At 37.6% G+C, this 17,390-nt stretch carries 18 protein-coding genes; 15 read left to right on the top strand and 3 right to left on the bottom strand.

Annotated features, from left to right (window positions below):
- Positions 1-277: 277 nt before the first annotated feature.
- The 6 genes from CWD91_RS03370 (at position 278) to CWD91_RS03395 (ending at position 4,812) form a co-directional block, all read left to right on the top strand.
- On the top strand, positions 278-733 hold the full coding sequence (locus tag CWD91_RS03370; RefSeq protein ID WP_103439510.1) for a DUF4199 domain-containing protein: 456 nt from the start codon (positions 278-280) through the stop codon (positions 731-733).
- Between the two features lie 100 nt (positions 734-833).
- A complete protein-coding gene (rplU, locus tag CWD91_RS03375; protein WP_103439511.1) occupies positions 834-1,367 on the top strand; it encodes a 50S ribosomal protein L21 in 534 nt (177 codons plus the stop codon).
- Between the two features lie 24 nt (positions 1,368-1,391).
- Positions 1,392-1,652: a 50S ribosomal protein L27 gene (rpmA, locus tag CWD91_RS03380; RefSeq protein ID WP_103439512.1), complete on the top strand. Its 261-nt coding sequence runs from the start codon at positions 1,392-1,394 to the stop codon at positions 1,650-1,652.
- Positions 1,653-2,192: 540 nt separating this feature from the next.
- Complete coding sequence (locus CWD91_RS03385) at positions 2,193-3,254, top strand: nucleoside hydrolase (RefSeq protein ID WP_103439513.1); 1,062 nt, start codon at positions 2,193-2,195, stop codon at positions 3,252-3,254.
- A gap of 162 nt (positions 3,255-3,416) precedes the next feature.
- Positions 3,417-3,776, top strand: coding sequence for an ISAon1 family transposase N-terminal region protein (locus tag CWD91_RS03390; protein WP_103439514.1), 360 nt, complete (start codon positions 3,417-3,419; stop codon positions 3,774-3,776).
- Positions 3,757-4,812 (top strand): ISAon1 family transposase, encoded by a 1,056-nt coding sequence (locus tag CWD91_RS03395; RefSeq protein WP_239985634.1) that lies wholly within the window; start codon positions 3,757-3,759, stop codon positions 4,810-4,812. Before CWD91_RS03390 ends, CWD91_RS03395 begins: the two co-directional genes overlap by 20 nt.
- Before the next feature lie 54 nt (positions 4,813-4,866).
- On the opposite strand, the gene CWD91_RS03400 is transcribed toward CWD91_RS03395, so the two are convergent.
- Positions 4,867-5,970, bottom strand: coding sequence for an SDR family oxidoreductase (locus CWD91_RS03400; RefSeq protein ID WP_103439515.1), 1,104 nt, complete (start codon positions 5,968-5,970; stop codon positions 4,867-4,869).
- A 110-nt stretch (positions 5,971-6,080) separates the two neighbouring features.
- Positions 6,081-7,397, bottom strand: a complete 1,317-nt coding sequence (gene ahcY / locus CWD91_RS03405; protein WP_103439516.1) for an adenosylhomocysteinase — start codon at positions 7,395-7,397, stop codon at positions 6,081-6,083.
- 190 nt (positions 7,398-7,587) lie between these two features.
- On the opposite strand from ahcY, the gene CWD91_RS03410 reads away from it, so the two are divergent.
- The 9 genes from CWD91_RS03410 to CWD91_RS03450 all read left to right on the top strand — a co-directional run bounded on the left by CWD91_RS03410 (position 7,588) and on the right by CWD91_RS03450 (position 14,804).
- On the top strand, positions 7,588-8,220 hold the full coding sequence (locus CWD91_RS03410) for a 4'-phosphopantetheinyl transferase family protein (protein WP_103439517.1): 633 nt from the start codon (positions 7,588-7,590) through the stop codon (positions 8,218-8,220).
- A 150-nt stretch (positions 8,221-8,370) separates the two neighbouring features.
- The gene (locus tag CWD91_RS03415) at positions 8,371-8,631 is read left to right on the top strand and encodes a thiamine-binding protein (protein WP_103439518.1); all 261 of its coding nucleotides are present in this window, start codon (positions 8,371-8,373) and stop codon (positions 8,629-8,631) included.
- Positions 8,615-9,253, top strand: a complete 639-nt coding sequence (gene pnuC, locus CWD91_RS03420; RefSeq protein ID WP_103439519.1) for a nicotinamide riboside transporter PnuC — start codon at positions 8,615-8,617, stop codon at positions 9,251-9,253. The genes CWD91_RS03415 and pnuC overlap by 17 nt, the downstream gene beginning before the upstream one ends.
- Entirely contained in the window at positions 9,208-9,771 is a 564-nt protein-coding gene (locus tag CWD91_RS03425) for an AAA family ATPase (RefSeq protein WP_103439520.1), read from the top strand. Before pnuC ends, CWD91_RS03425 begins: the two co-directional genes overlap by 46 nt.
- Positions 9,771-11,309 (top strand): DUF4301 family protein, encoded by a 1,539-nt coding sequence (locus CWD91_RS03430; RefSeq protein WP_239985636.1) that lies wholly within the window; start codon positions 9,771-9,773, stop codon positions 11,307-11,309. Before CWD91_RS03425 ends, CWD91_RS03430 begins: the two co-directional genes overlap by 1 nt.
- 278 nt (positions 11,310-11,587) lie before the next feature.
- Complete coding sequence (locus CWD91_RS03435) at positions 11,588-11,899, top strand: hypothetical protein (protein WP_239985638.1); 312 nt, start codon at positions 11,588-11,590, stop codon at positions 11,897-11,899.
- 407 nt (positions 11,900-12,306) lie between these two features.
- Entirely contained in the window at positions 12,307-12,609 is a 303-nt protein-coding gene (locus tag CWD91_RS03440; RefSeq protein ID WP_103439522.1) for a hypothetical protein, read from the top strand.
- A gap of 383 nt (positions 12,610-12,992) precedes the next feature.
- Positions 12,993-13,295, top strand: coding sequence for a hypothetical protein (locus tag CWD91_RS03445; protein WP_103439886.1), 303 nt, complete (start codon positions 12,993-12,995; stop codon positions 13,293-13,295).
- Positions 13,296-13,445: 150 nt separating this feature from the next.
- Entirely contained in the window at positions 13,446-14,804 is a 1,359-nt protein-coding gene (locus CWD91_RS03450) for a sigma-54-dependent transcriptional regulator (RefSeq protein WP_103439523.1), read from the top strand.
- On the opposite strand, the gene CWD91_RS03455 is transcribed toward CWD91_RS03450, so the two are convergent.
- Positions 14,779-17,202, bottom strand: a complete 2,424-nt coding sequence (locus CWD91_RS03455; protein WP_192877627.1) for an ATP-binding response regulator — start codon at positions 17,200-17,202, stop codon at positions 14,779-14,781. The genes CWD91_RS03450 and CWD91_RS03455 overlap by 26 nt on opposite strands.
- Positions 17,203-17,390: the final 188 nt, after the last annotated feature.

Genomic DNA, 17,390 nt, shown 5'->3' on the forward strand with positions numbered 1-17,390 from the left:
GATTCCATTTTTACTAAAATTGAAGGATATTATCTTTTTTCTAGTATATATTTCCTAAAGAAACGACCTGTGTGTTGGTTTCAAATTTAAAAAAATCAGTTAAATTAATTCTGCGTTGAGAAGAGAGGAATGTGTATGCCCATTAAATACGGATCCTACAAATGGCTAATCGAGGATGTGATGCTAAAACTAACTTCAAAATCAATTCCTTGTTAATATATGTGCATAAATCATTAAAATTCTGTAAATTAAATGCATAACCTAAAAATTCTCTACAATGAAACAATTTGCGCTTCCTATTAGGTTTGGCATAGCAGTAAGTGGCTCATTAATCGCCTATTTCCTTTTATTGTCACTTTTTAACTTACATACCAATATATTTTACAGCCTTTTTAATGGTGTAATAACTGGATTTGGGATATATGAGGCCATAAAATACTTTAGGATAAAAGAAGGACCTGCCTTTAATTATGGTAAGGGTTTTACGGCGGGAATTGTTACGGGTTTTGTAGGTACATTGATTTTTACATTTTTTTTCGCTTTTTACGCCACGGAGATAAATCTTGGATTTTTGGATGAACTGTCCAAGGTATGGTTTAAGGATTATAATACTTCCGAGGGTATAGTGTTCTTTACCGTAGCCATTATGGGTTTTGCTACTTCCCTGGTGTTGACCCTTTCATTTATGCAATTGTTTAAGTCTTCCAACAACCTTAAAAGAAAATCGGTTTAAAAATCTTAAAAATCACTTGTGGGTTAAGGATTTAGGAGTATATTTGCACCCGCCTAAGTAAATATTAGGCTTGTTCTTAAATTTATAAATAACACAAGCTATGTACGCAATTGTAGAGATAGCAGGGCAGCAATTTAAAGTTGCGAAAGACCAAAAAGTGTATGTTCACCGTTTACAAGACGAAGAAGGTAGCAAAGTAACCTTTGATAACGTTCTTTTGTTGGAAGATGGTAGTAACATTACGATTGGCGCCCCAGCTATAGACGGAGCCGCTGTTGAGGCAAAAGTCATTAAGCACCTAAAAGGTGACAAGGTAATTGTCTTTAAAAAGAAAAGACGTAAAGGTTACAAAAAGAAAAACGGTCATCGTCAATATTTGACAGAATTGGTAATAGAAGGTATCATTGCCTCTGGAGCTAAAAAATCTGAGAAAAAGGCGGAACCAAAAAAGGAAGCTAAACCTGCCGCTAAAAAAGCAGAGGTAAAAGCTGAAGCACCCAAGAAGGTGGAAGCAAAAGCTACTGTGGATTTGAGTAAAAATACAGTTGCTGAGCTAAGGGAAATGGCAAAGGCTAAGGGAGTTGAAGGTTATTCTTCAATGAAAAAAGCAGAATTAATTGCCGCTTTAAGTTAATAACAAGAATTAAAACATTATATCATGGCACATAAGAAAGGTGTAGGTAGTTCTAAAAACGGTAGGGAATCAGAATCGAAACGTTTGGGCGTTAAGATTTATGGTGGACAAGCTGCCATTGCAGGAAACATCATTGTAAGACAACGTGGTACTAAGCATAACCCAGGTGAGAATGTTTACGCTGGAAAAGATCATACTTTGCACGCAAGGATAGATGGTCTAGTTAAGTTCCAAAAGAAAGCTGGAGGTAAATCTTATGTTTCTATTGAACCATTTGAAGCTTAATCAGCAAGTCTTTTAAGATTTAAAAACCCTCTTTGGAAACAAAGAGGGTTTTTTGTTTTAGTTATTTCTAGACCATCTTTTGGGCTCAATCTCAAAAGTTGTGTGTGAATTGAAAAAGGAATCCCACCTTTAAATGAACACGCTCGGTATTGGAATTATCTATACAAATTTAAAGAATATATAACCTACCCCTTTATTTTAAACAGTTAAAAAAGCAATTGTTTTTTTGCTGTGAACTCCTCCCGTAAAGTGGCACCTTCCATGACCGGAAACAATGGGCTATGTTCATTTACCTCAGCTATTGATTATGGGCATACCCCTTGATCGTACTTCGCACTAATGTTCGAATTAAAACAGGTGCAATTCCGTTTCCAGGTATTAAATTTTTTGTATTTTTAGAAAGAAAGAATGCATCTATAATTAGGCAATCGTTCTAAAAAAAAGCCGCTGATACTTTCGAAATTAGGATTGTTAGACAGTTTAGATTTATTTGATCAAGTTCCTCAATGATAATAACATTTTTCTTTTAAATCTAATTAGATGACACCATCATCCCAAGCCCATTTCAAAAAAGTATTTTTCTTGCTCGCCCTCCTATTGGTAATAAGTTCAATGTGTTTTGGACAGATTAAAATCATTTATGAAACGGATATGGAAACTGACTGTGATGATGCAGGGGCTCTTGCCATGTTACATGCGCTTCAAGACAATGGTGAGGTAGATTTACTCGCCGTGATGCACAACACCTCCGACGATTTTAGTGTGGGCTATATCGATGCGGTAAACACATATTATGGTCACCCTGATTTGCCAATTGGATCATATAAAAAAGATGATACTTATTCTAGGGATATTGCTATCCTATTAAAATGTTGCACGGATTATACACAGCAAATTGTCAAGGATATTCGCTTCGTACATGATGTTGACACAAGAAAGGATGTACCTGATGCTGTGGACCTGTACAAAGAAATATTACAACAACAACCCGACAGCTCGGTAGTTATCGTTTCCGTTGGTTATCTTCTAAATCTAAAAAATCTCATCAAAGATGATTGGGTGTTGCAATTGGTTAGAAAAAAAGTAAAGGAATTAATAATTATTGGTAGGACTTGGTTTCCCAAAGACACCATGTTACCGCTTAGCATGAACTTAGGCGGTCAGCAGATTAACCATACTGCCGGCATGGCTTCCATGGAAGTTTTTGAACATTGGCCTACCCCGATCCATGTCGCCGGTAATTTTATCACTAAACCCTATCATAGGGGAAAGGAATTGATAAATACGCCTGAAAATAACCCTGTTAGGGAGGCGTATAGAATTTATCGGGAAAGATATGGAGATTGGGACCATCATCTAGCCGATTTGGAAACGGTGTACTATGCCATTTACAGGGATCAAAAAGCAGAATATTTTTCTTTGGGAACAGCAGGAACTCCAAAAATAGGGTTGCATAGTGAGCCGAACGGAATCCGGTATTTTTACAATCTATGGGATACCTCCGAAGATTCCCACCATGTATATTGGTTGACCAAAGAAGATAAATTCGCCGAAATTTCGGAGCGAATTGGTGAGTTGATGGTTCAAACTCCAAAACAATAAGAACCGCACAGTGAACGACCTATTTCTGAAGGTATATACCCATCTCGGTTTAGTAATAGTTCAATGCATCTAAATCCCTATTAGGCACTGAACTAGGATCAATGCCAAAAGTTGTGATTGAATTGAAATAGGAGTCCGATCTTTGCAATAAAACGATCAGCCTTGGAATTATCTATTGACCTATTAAAGCTTATACTACCTGAACTATTAATTACCCACTTCGACCTGGTCTCCCATAAAAAGGAGGATGGTACACTCCATTTGTATTTTGAGGAAAAAAAAGATACCCCCAAAGAGGAAAGGCATCGCATCTTAATAGCCCATGGCTTTCATAAAGAGATTGTCGTCCAGGACTTTCCGTTGCGTGGAAAGTCGGTCTTTCTCCACATCAAGCGGCGCCGTTGGTTGGACAAGGCCACAGGCCAGGCCGTGCAAAGAGATTGGGGTCTGGTGGCACAGGGGACTCGTATGACCGTAGAGTTCGCTGCTTTTTTAAAAGTACTTGGTCAGTACCAAAGCTAATGACTGCCATACCATTGGCGGATTTTATGGGGTCAACGGCAAAAAATTACAGCGACAGTTTCGGGATTACCTGAGCGAATTCAAGCAATGGGAAGAGAGACCACATGCCAAACAGTGGCTCATATTCCCAGAGAATATAGGGCCTTACCTGTCCATTGACGAAACGGCACTCTCCAAGGGGGAACTCTACACCATAATCACGAACAAAAAGGCCAAGGGCAAGAAAGGATCTATAGTGTCCATATTCTCCGGCACCAAGGTGGAACCGATCATAGAACAGCTGCTCGGTATACCCGCCAAGAAAAGGGCCAGGGTCAAGGAAATCACCTTGGATATGGCGAACTCCATGAAGACCATTGCAAAAAAGTGCTTCCCTAAGGCCATACAGGTGACGGACAGGTTCCATGTACAAAAGCTGGCACTGGAAGCTCTTCAGGACATCCGCATCAAACACAGCTGGGACGCCATAGACCGGGAAAACCAACAGATAAAACAGACAAGGGCAAAGAACGGGACATTCGTGCCAAAAGAATTCAGCAATGGGGACACAAGAAAGCAACTCTTGGCCAGAAGTAGGTACCTGCTTTATAAATCGTCCAACAACTGGACGCAAAACCAATCCGAGAGAAGTAAGATATTGTTCGCCCAATATCCCGATATAAAGATTGCCTTTGAACTGGTTCAGGGACTCAGGAACATATTCAATACGGCAACGTCCAAAGAGTCCGCCTACACAAAACTGGCACATTGGTACAAGGATGTAGAAAATACTGGATTTAGGGCGTTCAACACCATCGCAAACACGATATCGCTCAACTATAGATCAATTCTGAACTATTTTATAAACAGAAGTACAAATGCATCGGCGGAATCATTCAATGCAAAAATAAAAGCGTTCAGAGCACAGTTCAGAGGAGTCAAAAACGTAGAATTCTTCCTTTATAGATTGACCACAATATTTGCATATACACAACAATTGTTCTTGATCCATCTTTTGCCTTTTACCATCTGTAATTGGGATTTAACATGCCCATAGCAACCATTTAATTTGATTAATAAATCCTGTCCAGGATTCATAGGCTGTTCATTCTTACCACGGCTGACTCCTGAAATTGTTCAACTTTGCGAATGCAACTGTTTCTGACAAATAATCCACTAGGTTATAGCTTGGCATAGGTAGGATACTTTCCAATAGTTGGGTATCCCATTCATTGGGCATGGAAATCATATACGGGTGTAGATGTACCCCAATGGTTTCATAGTAAAACTCTTCCAATTTAGAGGAGAACCCCGTTGATGTATTAATTTGGTCTTCGGTAAAACTAAAGTTGGAGAACCCCACCACCTTTAATATTCTGGAGATTCCTTTTATCATATTGGTCTCCTTGGAATGAACAATGTTTAATTGTTGAATATCCTTTGAAATCACCCTTACAATTACTTCAGCGGCATAATCGGTTGGAATTATATTTAAGCCGGTACTTGCTTTGGTGGTAATTCTTATCGCCTCTTTGGAGTTGTTGTTGTGAAAAAACTTCGCAAAAAGGTAAAAAACCATATATTTTGATATAAAGTAGTTCGGACTTTCATGAATATTCCCTCCAAGGACGCTAGGGCGTAAAATTTGAATGGGAATATTACAGTCTTCACCAGCTTTTAGGAGGAACTTTTCGGAAGCGTGTTTGGAGGCCTCGTAATAATTGCGATAATTGTCGTGGTTTATGTTGGAATAGTCATTATCCAATAGTCCGCCAATATTTCCGGCGGCAAATGCAGTGCTTATATATACGAATTTTACAATATGCTTTTGATAGGTATTGAAAATATCTTTTGTAAACTGAAGGTTTCGGTTAAAGATTTCCTCTTTGGCCGCAGGGTCGGTGGAAAGATTAACAAAACCAGCGGAATGTATAAAATAATCTATTTTATTGTTCCCTAGGAAGGAAGTAGGGATTAAAAGGTATTCGGCATCGACCGTAACAATTTTTTTTAGGATTTCAGACTGATTGTTTTTTACAAAATCAGTGGTAAAGTCACTTGATATTACTTTTGCGATGCGTTCCTTTGCACTAACCGAAGTTTTATTCCGAACAGGAAGGTATATGGTTTCAACACTTTGAAAGTGAAATTCCAAAAGTGAAAATAGCACCCTAGAACCTAAGGTTCCTGTAGCTCCTGTTAAGAGTATGTTCATTGATTTTGTGTAGAATTATAAAAATCAAAATCCTTATCTGTTTAAGTAAGATAAGGATTTTGATCAAACATTATTAGGGTGCTTTGAATCTTTCTATATAAGAATAAAATCTAGTACCTGTAATAATCGGGTTTAAACGGACCTTTTACGGTTACCCCGATGTATTCTGCCTGTTCTGGTCTTAAAGTTTCCAATTCCACTCCCAATCTGGACAAGTGCAAGGCGGCCACCTTTTCGTCCAAATGTTTCGGAAGCATATAAACGTCATTGTTGTATTTGTCAGTGTGGTTCCAAAGTTCCATCTGAGCCAAAGTCTGGTTGGTGAACGAGTTGCTCATCACAAAACTTGGATGACCTGTAGCGCACCCTAAGTTGACCAATCTACCTTCGGCCAAAACAATAATATCCTTACCATCAATAGTATATTTATCTACTTGTGGTTTTATCTCGTCCTTAGTATGACCGTAATTTTTGTTCAACCACGCCATGTCTATTTCATTGTCAAAATGGCCAATATTACAAACGATGACCTTGTCTTTCATCGCCTCAAAATGTTGTGACTGAATAATATCCTTATTTCCTGTTGTGGTTATAACAATATCGGCATTGCCAACAACGGCAGCCATTCTTTTTACCTCAAAACCGTCCATTGCTGCCTGTAGGGCACAAATGGGGTCAATTTCGGTAACGGTAACAATGGAGCCAGCACCTTTAAAAGATGCGGCAGTTCCTTTTCCAACATCACCATATCCGGCAACTACTACCCTTTTGCCAGCAAGCATTGTATCTGTTGCCCTGCGAATGGCATCTACGGCACTTTCCCTACATCCGTATTTGTTGTCGAATTTGGATTTGGTAACAGAGTCATTAACATTGATGGCGGGCATAGGCAAGGTTCCATTTTTTACACGCTCGTAAAGCCTATGGACACCAGTGGTGGTCTCTTCCGAAAGTCCTTTAATACCTGCGGCCAATTCTGGATATTTGTCGAGCACCATATTGGTAAGGTCGCCACCATCATCCAATATCATGTTTAAAGGTTGGCGATCTTCACCAAAAAACAACGTCTGTTCAATGGCCCAGTTAAATTCCTCTTCGCTCATTCCCTTCCAGGCATATACAGGCACTCCGGAAGCCGCAATGGCTGCAGCAGCTTGGTCTTGGGTAGAGAAAATATTGCAGGAACTCCACGTAACATCCGCACCCAGGGCAACCAAAGTTTCGATAAGAACGGCAGTTTGTATGGTCATATGCAAACATCCTGCAATACGGGCGCCTTTTAACGGCTGATCTTTTCCGTATTCTGCCCTTAAGGACATTAAGCCTGGCATTTCAGCTTCGGCCAGTTCAATTTCTTTTCTTCCCCATTTGGCCAAGCCAATATCTTTTACTTTATAGGGTACGTAAGGAATGGTTTTAGTACTCATATATTTATCTTTGTTATTGTTAAATGGTCCTAATCGCCAAAATAGAACAGGGAGAAATTAATTAAAAATAATATAAATTAAGAATATCTTCGATTAGCTTATTTCTTCTCCGTTTTTATTTTTACTTTAGTAATAGAACAATTATCTTATTTTTTGCAGTTGCAAAGGTAGTAATAACTTAAATAACCTAATGCCTCTTTACAAAACAATAACAGTAGACGAAAACGCTAAAGTCTTGATTTGGAAAGTTCAGGAAACGGAATTCCAACTTTCCGAGGGGATTGTGTTAACTCCACATTGCCAAAAACGAATGATGGGCATGAAATCGGAATTGCATAGAAGGGGGTTTTTGAGTATTAGGCATTTGTTGGCAGCAGAAGGCTATGTTGATCATGATCTGTTTTACGATGATGCCGGAAAACCGCATTTAAAGGATGGTAAGTTCATCTCCATTACCCATTCACACGAATTTACCGGTATAATAATTTCCGATTCCAAAGAGGTTGGAATTGATATAGAAATGCAGCGCGATAAAATTCTCAGCATTGCCAATAAATACACTCCTTTGGAGGAATATAAAACCGTGGCAAATGCAGATGCTTTGGTAAGAAAACTTACTATTGTTTGGGGAGCCAAGGAATCGTTGTACAAGATATATGCACAACACGGTCTTAGTTTTTTACACCATATAGATATTACCGATTTTTCGTTATCGGATACTGAAACTACGGGTACCATACTGTATAAGGGCAAAACTACGCACTACAATATTATATTTTTGGAGTTTGAGGGATACACCTGCGTATACGCTATTAAAAATTAGTGCTTGATCCAAAATCCAGGAGCGCTCTGTCCATAGTTCCGATTAATATCCCTAGATAAATTCTAAAACTTTTAACGTGAAGGGTTATTTTTGGCCCATATTTAATGCCATTAATCCTAGGGGATTACCCCCAATAAGATAAGTTAACTCATGAATATATCAGTAGAGCTTACCCTTTCCCCTTTGCAGGACGACTTCGAGGAACATATCATAAATTTTATTAAAAAACTTAGGGTCTCTGGCCTTACGGTTCTTGAAAACCCTTTAAGTACCCAGATTTACGGAGAATACGACCAGGTGATGAAAGTCCTCAATACTGAGCTTAAGGCTTCCTTTGAATTAATGGATAGGGGATTATTATTCATGAAAATTGTAAAATCTGACCGAAGCGACTATGAACCTCATTTTTGATTGGATTTTTGCCCAGTACCAAGAAACGCCCACACATTTAATTATTTTGGAAATGATAGGGGTGGTTTTTGGATTTTTAAGTGTTTGGTATTCCATGCGCGAGAATATCTTGGTATTCCCTACAGGAATTCTAAGTACCGGAGTATTTGTATATATACTTTTGATTTTTGGCCTATTGGGAGATATGCTGATCAATGCCTACTATTTTGCAATGAGTATCTATGGTTGGTATGTATGGACTAGAAAGATAGATGAGGTCCATTTTATTCCCATAACCCGTACGACCTCAAAGGAAAAGAACTGGTCGCTTGTTCTTTTCGGTGCTACAGTCTTATTTGTTGCTTTGGTGTACTTGGTTTTTGACAAATTTGATAGCTGGACCGCATATGTAGACACTTTGACAACAGCAATTTTCTTTGTTGGAATGTGGCTTATGGCAAAGAAGAAACTTGAAAATTGGGTATATTGGATTATAGGTGATGTAATTTCGGTGCCCCTATATTTATATAAAGGACTTATCTTTACATCTCTACAATATTTTTTGTTCACCATTATTGCCATTTTCGGATACCTTGCATGGAAGAAAAGTTTAAACAAGAGCCCTCAAGTATTATTAAAGTAGTCTTATTTGGTCCTGAATCTACGGGAAAAACAACTTTGGCCCGTGAATTGGCAATACATTACAATACTGTTTGGGTACCAGAATACGCACGTGATTACCTTCAGGAAAAATGGGACAAAGAAAAGAAGCCTTGTGAGCCTAAAGATTTACTTCCTATAGCTGAAGGGCAGATGAAATTAGAAAATTCCCTGACCAAAAATGCCAAAGAAGTTTTAATATGCGATACGGATCTCCTAGAGACCAAGGTGTATTCCGAGGCATATTATTTAGGGTACTGCGATCCAGTATTGGAGACTTACGCATTACGAAATACTTACGATATTTATTTTTTGACCTATATAGACATTCCGTGGGAAAAGGACGACTTAAGGGATAAGCCAAATGACCGTGAACGAATGTTTATTTATTTCAAGGATACTTTGGAAAAATATAACAGGAATTTTATTATATTAAAGGGTGATAAAAAAACAAGGCTCACAACGGCCAAGAACTACATTAACCAACTACTGAGAAAATAATGGAATTAACGGAAGAAGACAAAAAGCAATTAGAAAAGAAAGGAATTTCCAAGGAAAAAGTTCAAGGGCAAATAGAAACGTTTAAGGAGGGTATTCCTTTTGTTCGTTTGGAAAAGGCAGCAATAGTAACTGATGGAATTTCAAAATTTTCCGATGCCCAGGAAGAAACATTAATTAAAAAATTTGAGGAAGCAAAAAAGAAAATTTCACTTTTGAAATTTGTGCCGGCTTCCGGTGCCGCATCCCGAATGTTTAAGGCGATGTTTAATTTTTTGGATACTTACGACCCAAAATCCGAAAAATTCGAGGCCTATTTGGATAGGACCAAAGATAAGGACGTGAAAACTTTTTTTGAAGGCTATGGGAAATTTGCCTTTTACGATATTATACAAAAACGCATAGCTGGCAAAACAAAGTCGAAAGACGAGGAAAAGTACCTTTTTGTAAAGGAGATGTTGATGCCGGAAGGTTTAAATTTCGGATTTTACCCAAAAGGCCTATTGAATTTTCATAATTATGGTAAGTACAGTGCAACCCCGTTTGAAGAACATTTAAAGGAAGCTGTTGCCTATGCCCAGGTGAATAACCAGGCTAAGCTACATTTTACCATTTCGGAACAGCACGGTGAAATGTTCAATAAGGAATTTAAGATTGCAGGGGAAAGGGTGTCAAAAGAGTCTTCAACCTCATTTACAGTAAATTATTCCTTTCAAAAACCTTCTACGGATACCATTGCGGTGACCTTGGACAATAAACCGTTCAGAAATTCCGATGGCACCTTACTATTTAGGCCGGCAGGACATGGTTCATTAATAGAGAATTTAAATGAGCAGGATGCGGATATTATTTTTATTAAGAATATTGATAATGTTGTAGCCCCAAGACTGTCCGGGGAAGTTGCAAGAAGCAAAAAAATATTGGCCGGATTACTCTTGGAATTGCAATCCAAAGCTTTTGGATATGCAGAGGCCTTGGAGGGGGATAATCTTTCTTCGGAAAAACTCGAGACCATAAAATTGTTTTTGGAAAAAGACCTCAATGTACGTTTCTTGGATAAATATAATGGGTTTAGTATTGGCCAGCAAATAGAAATTTTGAAGGATAAGATCAACCGCCCCATACGTATTTGTGGAATGGTCAAGAATGAAGGCGAACCTGGCGGTGGGCCGTTTTGGATAAGGGATGCCCACGATCATATTTCACTTCAAATAATTGAATCCGCCCAAGTTGATATGTCCAATCCGGAGCAGGTAGATATATTAAAGAACTCTACCCATTTTAATCCGGTAGATTTGGTATGTGGTGTAAGAAATTACAAAGGGGAAAAATTTAATTTATTGAATTTTGTGGACGCTAAACAAGGCTTTATTACACAAAAAACTAAAGAAGGTAAGGATTTAAAAGCCCTGGAGTTGCCTGGGCTCTGGAATGGAGCGATGGCCTTTTGGAATACCATTTTTGTGGAAGTTCCGTTGGCAACCTTTAATCCGGTAAAAACGGTAAACGACTTGTTAAAACCTGCACATCAGGTAAAATAGGATTGCGGCAAATATGTTGAATTAATTTCCATCTGCATTGGATGGGACAATAAGCATGTTCAAAGCTTAGGTAATGTAATTGGTCCCTGAAAAGGTGTGTATTTTTTATACACTTTTTTGGGGGCTATACATTTTTATACATTCTATGTTTTACACTATAACTATTTAATTAATTGAAAATCAATTAATTAAGAATATAATTTTTCATATTTTAATGTTGGCACAATTTTCCTTCTATCATTTGAAAAAAATAGGTACTCACACTAAATATTAGAGATATGAAAAATGATATGAAAAATTTAGTTTTCGCAACAGCTTTGGCAATGGGAAGTTTAAGTCCTGTATTGGCTACTCCTCCAATTTTTCACGATGGAATTATGGAAGTAATTATGGCCCAAGATTTTACTGAAATCGACCTGGATAATTTACCGGATACAATTACTAAAGCCTTGGAGAAAGATCATGCCGGAGCCGTTATAAATAAAGCATATGTTAACGACGAAGATGAATACAAGTTAGAGGTTACTTTTTCTGATGGAACCAATTCCGAATTGTATGTTGATGCTGAAGGCAACTGGATCGATATGTAATCCATTAAAGTATTGAGTTATTTTAGTTATTTGAATTAGTAGGGCTGCTTTTTGGCAGCCCTTTTTTTGTGATAATTCTCAAGCTGCTGTTTATTTTATGCCCATATGAAAAGACTTTATTATGATTTTAGATTAGATTCAGATCACGCAAAGACCAATTCATTAACTGTGGCGTTTTTAACTCTTTTTGGTATGGTTCAAGAGTTTATTAATGGAAGTAGTAGTCTCTCCTTAATGAAAAGGTGTGTAATTTTAACACAGTTCCATAGCAAAATACCCAGTATTACCCAAATTCGATAAAACGTTATTATTGATGTAAATACCTGGTAGTCAGATTTTTGTAAGATATTCTCGATTTCGGTATCGTTTTTCCATTGGTAATGGTAATAATTGTTAAAATTAGAATCATGAGAAAGTTATTTTTTGGAATTGCATTATCACTAACAGGTCTAACTGCCTGTGCGCAGGAGAATAAAATGGTTAAGGGAGACAATACCGAAATAAGCGTTGTCCAAGATAAATTCTCTGAAATAGGGACTACGAAATTGCCGGCAGCAGTAACAAAGGCTATCGACACCTATTATCCTTCGGCGGTAATTAATAAGGCCTTTGTGAACAGTTCCCAACAATTTAGACTGGAGATAGTAATGGAGAAGGGAAAAAGGGGTACGGTCTATGCCGATAAGGATGGAGATTGGATTGAAAGATAGGAGGCATTATTTAAATTAATAAGGTAGGCAAAGTCCACCGGGATGGGATCGTTTTTTAACGATCCCATTTTTTTATGGCTAGTTTATAAAGAAGAACAATTTTCTATTGATAAAAGCTGAGCAACATGAATACATAGTTTAGAAAATGGGAAGACAATCAATAGGGGAACCTACAAGTGTAATTTAGAAAGAAAATTAACACGAAAAGTGTTTAGTTTTTACCCACTAAAGCTAGGAGGTACCCAAAAATACACAGTGCATAGATCAATGAAAATATTGTAACTAATGCAATAACAGTGTGTTGTGTTTAAATTGGGCAGAAAATTATTTCTGGTATTATATTTTCAATAGGTAAAGCAAGTTTAACTATTAAAATGAAAATCATGAAAAAATTATTTTTTGTAGCAGTAATGTCAATAGGAAGTCTAACAGCATTTGCCCAAGCTGGGGAAGAGGTAGTAGAAGTAGCTACGGAAGTTGCCGTAACTCAGGATGACTTCTCTGAAATAGAAACCAGTAATTTACCTGACGCGGTTGCAACGGCGGTTTCTACTGACTATCCTTCAGGGACCATCAGTAAGGCCTATGTAAATAAGCAGGAGCAATATAAGTTGGAAGTAACCTTGGAAGATGGTACAACTGGAACTTTATATGCTGACAAAGATGGTAATTGGATAGAACTATAATATAACTTGAATTATTTGTTTTGTATCAAGTTGGTTTGGTAAGAAGGGGATTGCTCAATGCAATCCCCTTCTTTTTTTATGATAATTTATGGGAATGAATAACTTTCTTATGGTATTTTTACTATTCATTGTAAATAGTAATAAAATTGTATGCCCAAACTGCTTATCATTGAAGATGACGCCGCTTTTTGTCAAATGCTTCAAAAGTTTTTGATCAGAAATGACTATGATGTTGATGTTAGTTTTACGGCCCAGGATGCCAAGATCAAAATTAAGGAAACGACTTATAAACTGGTTTTGACGGATTTACGTCTCCCCAATTATGACGGGTTACAACTGTTGTCCGATATTAAGGAGGAAAATCCCAAAACACAGGTAATTGTGATGACTGGCTATGCCGAGGTAGGCTCTGCAGTAGAGGCCATGAAAAAAGGTGCCTATGACTATATTTCCAAACCTTTTACTCCAGAGGAAATATTAATGCAGATTAAGAGCGCATTAAGTCAGGAAGTTAAGCAGCAGACTAAAAATTCGCCAAACAAAAACAATACGATAGAGAGTTCTGAAGGAGAATCTAGGGAAAATAAGGTAGTGTCAGGAATTAGTGAGGCCTCCAAAAAATTAACAGAGTATATAAAGCTGGTGGCCCCAACGGACATGTCCGTTTTAATTACCGGTGAAAGTGGAACAGGAAAGGAAGTTACTGCGCGGGCAATACACGATAATAGCAAGCGTAAGGACTACGGTTTTGTTGCCGTAGATTGTGGAGCTATTCCCAAAGAAATTGCGACAAGTGAATTTTTTGGACATGTCAAAGGTAGTTTTACTGGTGCTGTGGAGGATAAAATAGGACATTTTGAAGCCGCAAATGGGGGTACTTTGTTCTTGGACGAAATAGGGAACCTTTCCTATGAAAACCAAATACAGTTGCTAAGGGCGCTACAGGAAAGAAAGATTAAAAGAGTTGGCAGTACTAAAGAATTGGATGTTGATGTCCGCATCGTTACTGCAACCAACGAAGACCTGACGGAGGCCGTTGAAAATGGGACTTTCAGGGAAGATTTGTTTCATAGGATAAACGAATTTTCGGTGGAGATTCCATCTCTGGAGGAGCGCTTTGAAGATTTGCCTCTATTTGCCGATTTCTTTTTAAGTAAGGCCAATCGATCCTTAGGTAAAAATGTAGAAGGTTTTTCGGAAGATGTTGGGAATATATTTAAGCAATACCATTGGCCCGGAAATCTACGCGAATTACAGAACGTAATAAAAAGAGCTGTGTTGTTGACCAACGGTGATTTTGTGGAGAAGGAGGCTTTGCCCAAAGAAGTTTATAAAAGCAAGGTAAGTAATGTAAAAACCGACAACTTTTCCAAGGCCGATTATGAGAAGGAACAAATAGTCAAGGCTTTAAAACAATCTAATTTTAACAAATCCAAAGCTGCCAAATTGCTTCAGATTACCAGAAAAACCCTATATAACAAAATCAATCACTATAATTTGGACTTGTAGCCAAATAGGATTTAATGGCCAAAATTAAAACGGTGGATTTATTGTAGAGGTTCCTGTAGGTGTGCTTTAAAATCTTAGGGTCATTTTGGCTAATTTCCAAAATTTCCAATTCCTCTAAAATTGGAACTATCTCAGTACTATTTAATTGCCTGAACATAGGTAGCATTCTATGTGAGACTAGTTTGATTTTATTGATGTCCATTTTATCTACCGCTTCTTTCAATTTTTCCATGTTTGAGGCAGTATCGGTGAGGAATGTCTGTAATACTTCGGCTATGGCTTCCTCGTCATCCCCTAAAAAGGACGAGATGACTCCCAAACTAAATAGGTTGGAACCAGAGGAGATATTTGATTGGATTTTACTTTCGGGCTTTTCATGAACTGCTTGGGGGAACAGCTTACTCAAGACTTGCAAGAACATTTCTTTGGTAAAAGGCTTCTGAAGGATATCTGAAAAACCTGCTTCAAAATAATGCTCCTTTTTTAAGTCCTTTCTTCCGGTCATGGCCACTATGGGTTGGCCGCTATAATGCGAATACTTGCCATTTTGTAAAAGACTTAATACTTCAAAACCTGTAATATCCGGCATTTGAATATCAGTCAAGACTATGTCATAGTGAAGCTCCCCATTTTTTGAAATATCATAAAAATTATTGTAGGTATGGGTAGATAGGTCCAAATATTGACAGACTTCCTTTAGTAGTTTTAACATTGCTTGGTCATCATCTATGATAAGGAGGGTTAGTCCCAATTTTGGTCGAATTTCAATTTTTTTGGGAGACATCAAGGGTTTTTTTGATATTTCGAAAGGAATTTCTATAGTGAATGAGCTTCCTTTATTCTCTTCGCTCTGTAGACTAATTTCTCCTCCCAAAAGTTCAGTTAGTTTCTTGGAAATAGTGAGACCCAGCCCATAACCGCCATATTTTTTATCGGTATGGTCCTCTGCCTGGGTAAACTCCTTAAAAATGTGCTCCTGCTTTTCTTTTTTAATACCAATACCAGAATCTGTGACCTTGATTACTGTTTGGTAGTTTCCATTGGTCTCATTGACTATGGTGGCTTCCACTTCTATATGGCCTTCTTTTGTAAATTTATAGGCATTGCCAATAAGGTTCGTCAATATTTGTCTAATCCGAAAAGGATCTCCTAAAACAGGATTTTCCAATTTGTCGTCTATTCTCACAATGAGTTCAATAGGTTTCTTGGAATGTATTTCCTTAAGGTTTTCTGCAGTTTCCCTAATTAGGTCCGAGAGAATAAAGGCAGTCTTGTCCACTTTTATTTTTCCAGCTTCGAGTTTGGAAAAATCCAATAGATCGTTGACCAAGCTATCTACATATTTAGATGCGGATTTTACATTTTTTAAATAGGAAACTTGCTTACCTGTAAGTCCTGTATTTTCCATAAGTTCAGAATAACCGGTAATCGTATTCAGGGGGGTGCGCAGGTCATGGCTTACCGTGGAAATCAATTGTTCACGACTTTTTAATAGGGATTCGGAAAACTTTTTTTCCTTTTCCAACTGCTGCCTGTACAGTTGAACCTTCCAATAATCTTTGCTGATCAAAAAAGTAAATAATCCCACAATGGCAAGGCCCAATAAACTGGCAAAACCAGCGAGCCGTATGCTTCTTTTTAGTGCGGTTTGTTTTTTAAGGTTGTCATTGTAGGATTTTGCTATCACCTCCTGTTCAAAGGCCGAAATAATACTGCGCAACTGCTGCGAAATTTCCAAATCTGCCGTACTTAATTGAAATTCTTTTTGAGCTACAGAACGTAGGGTCTTGGTATTACTTTGTTTTGCCTCGGCCAAAAGCGATTTGGAAACCGTTAACACCGAATCTACCCTTTGGGAAACTGGAATCGCACTGGTGTCCTTAGGAACATTCTCACTAAGATATTCGGCCCATTTTTTTATAGTATTCTGTGTACCTGTAGGTAGGTTTGCATAATTTGGATTAAGGCTCTCAGGGGTTATTTTGCCAAGAGACTCCTCTATTTTACTAAACTCCTTTAATGCATTGTCTATAGAGCTATTGGACTCGTTTTTTCTTTTTAATCGGAGCAGCTCGTTGCTGTTGAACACCTTTTTTTTAAGAAGCCCTTGCACACTATCCAACATTTTTTTGTGGTAGTCATTGTCGGTCAGTAATTTAAGTGAATCAATAGTAACAAAAATGGAATCAATTTTTTGGGCATAAGCAGTAAAACTTTTTGGAGTTTTTTTTTGTAGGGCCAATTTAGAAAGACTTTCGGCTTCGTACAATTCCGTAAGTAAGGAACCTGTTTTAAGTAGTTTAATATCGTTTTCAGAAGATGTATCGGTGGAGACCAATACTTTTATTTCGGTAAATATAAAATAGGCCACTACTAGGGTCAAGATCCCTAGCATCATATAGCTAAAAATTATTTTGAAAGTAAACTTGTTTTTGGTTTTGTTCATCAATACATCTAGTATTTACTGGTGTTATTCTAAAATACGTATTTCAGGTTCCACTGGGCTATAAATTAAAGTTAATTATTTATCTCTTTTTATTATGAAATTAGATTGGGCGTATGTAAATTTGCGCCCGTCTCAAAGGG

Origin of the sequence: Arenibacter hampyeongensis, from assembly GCF_002909255.1 — a bacterium.
In the GTDB taxonomy this organism is placed as follows: domain Bacteria; phylum Bacteroidota; class Bacteroidia; order Flavobacteriales; family Flavobacteriaceae; genus Arenibacter; species Arenibacter hampyeongensis.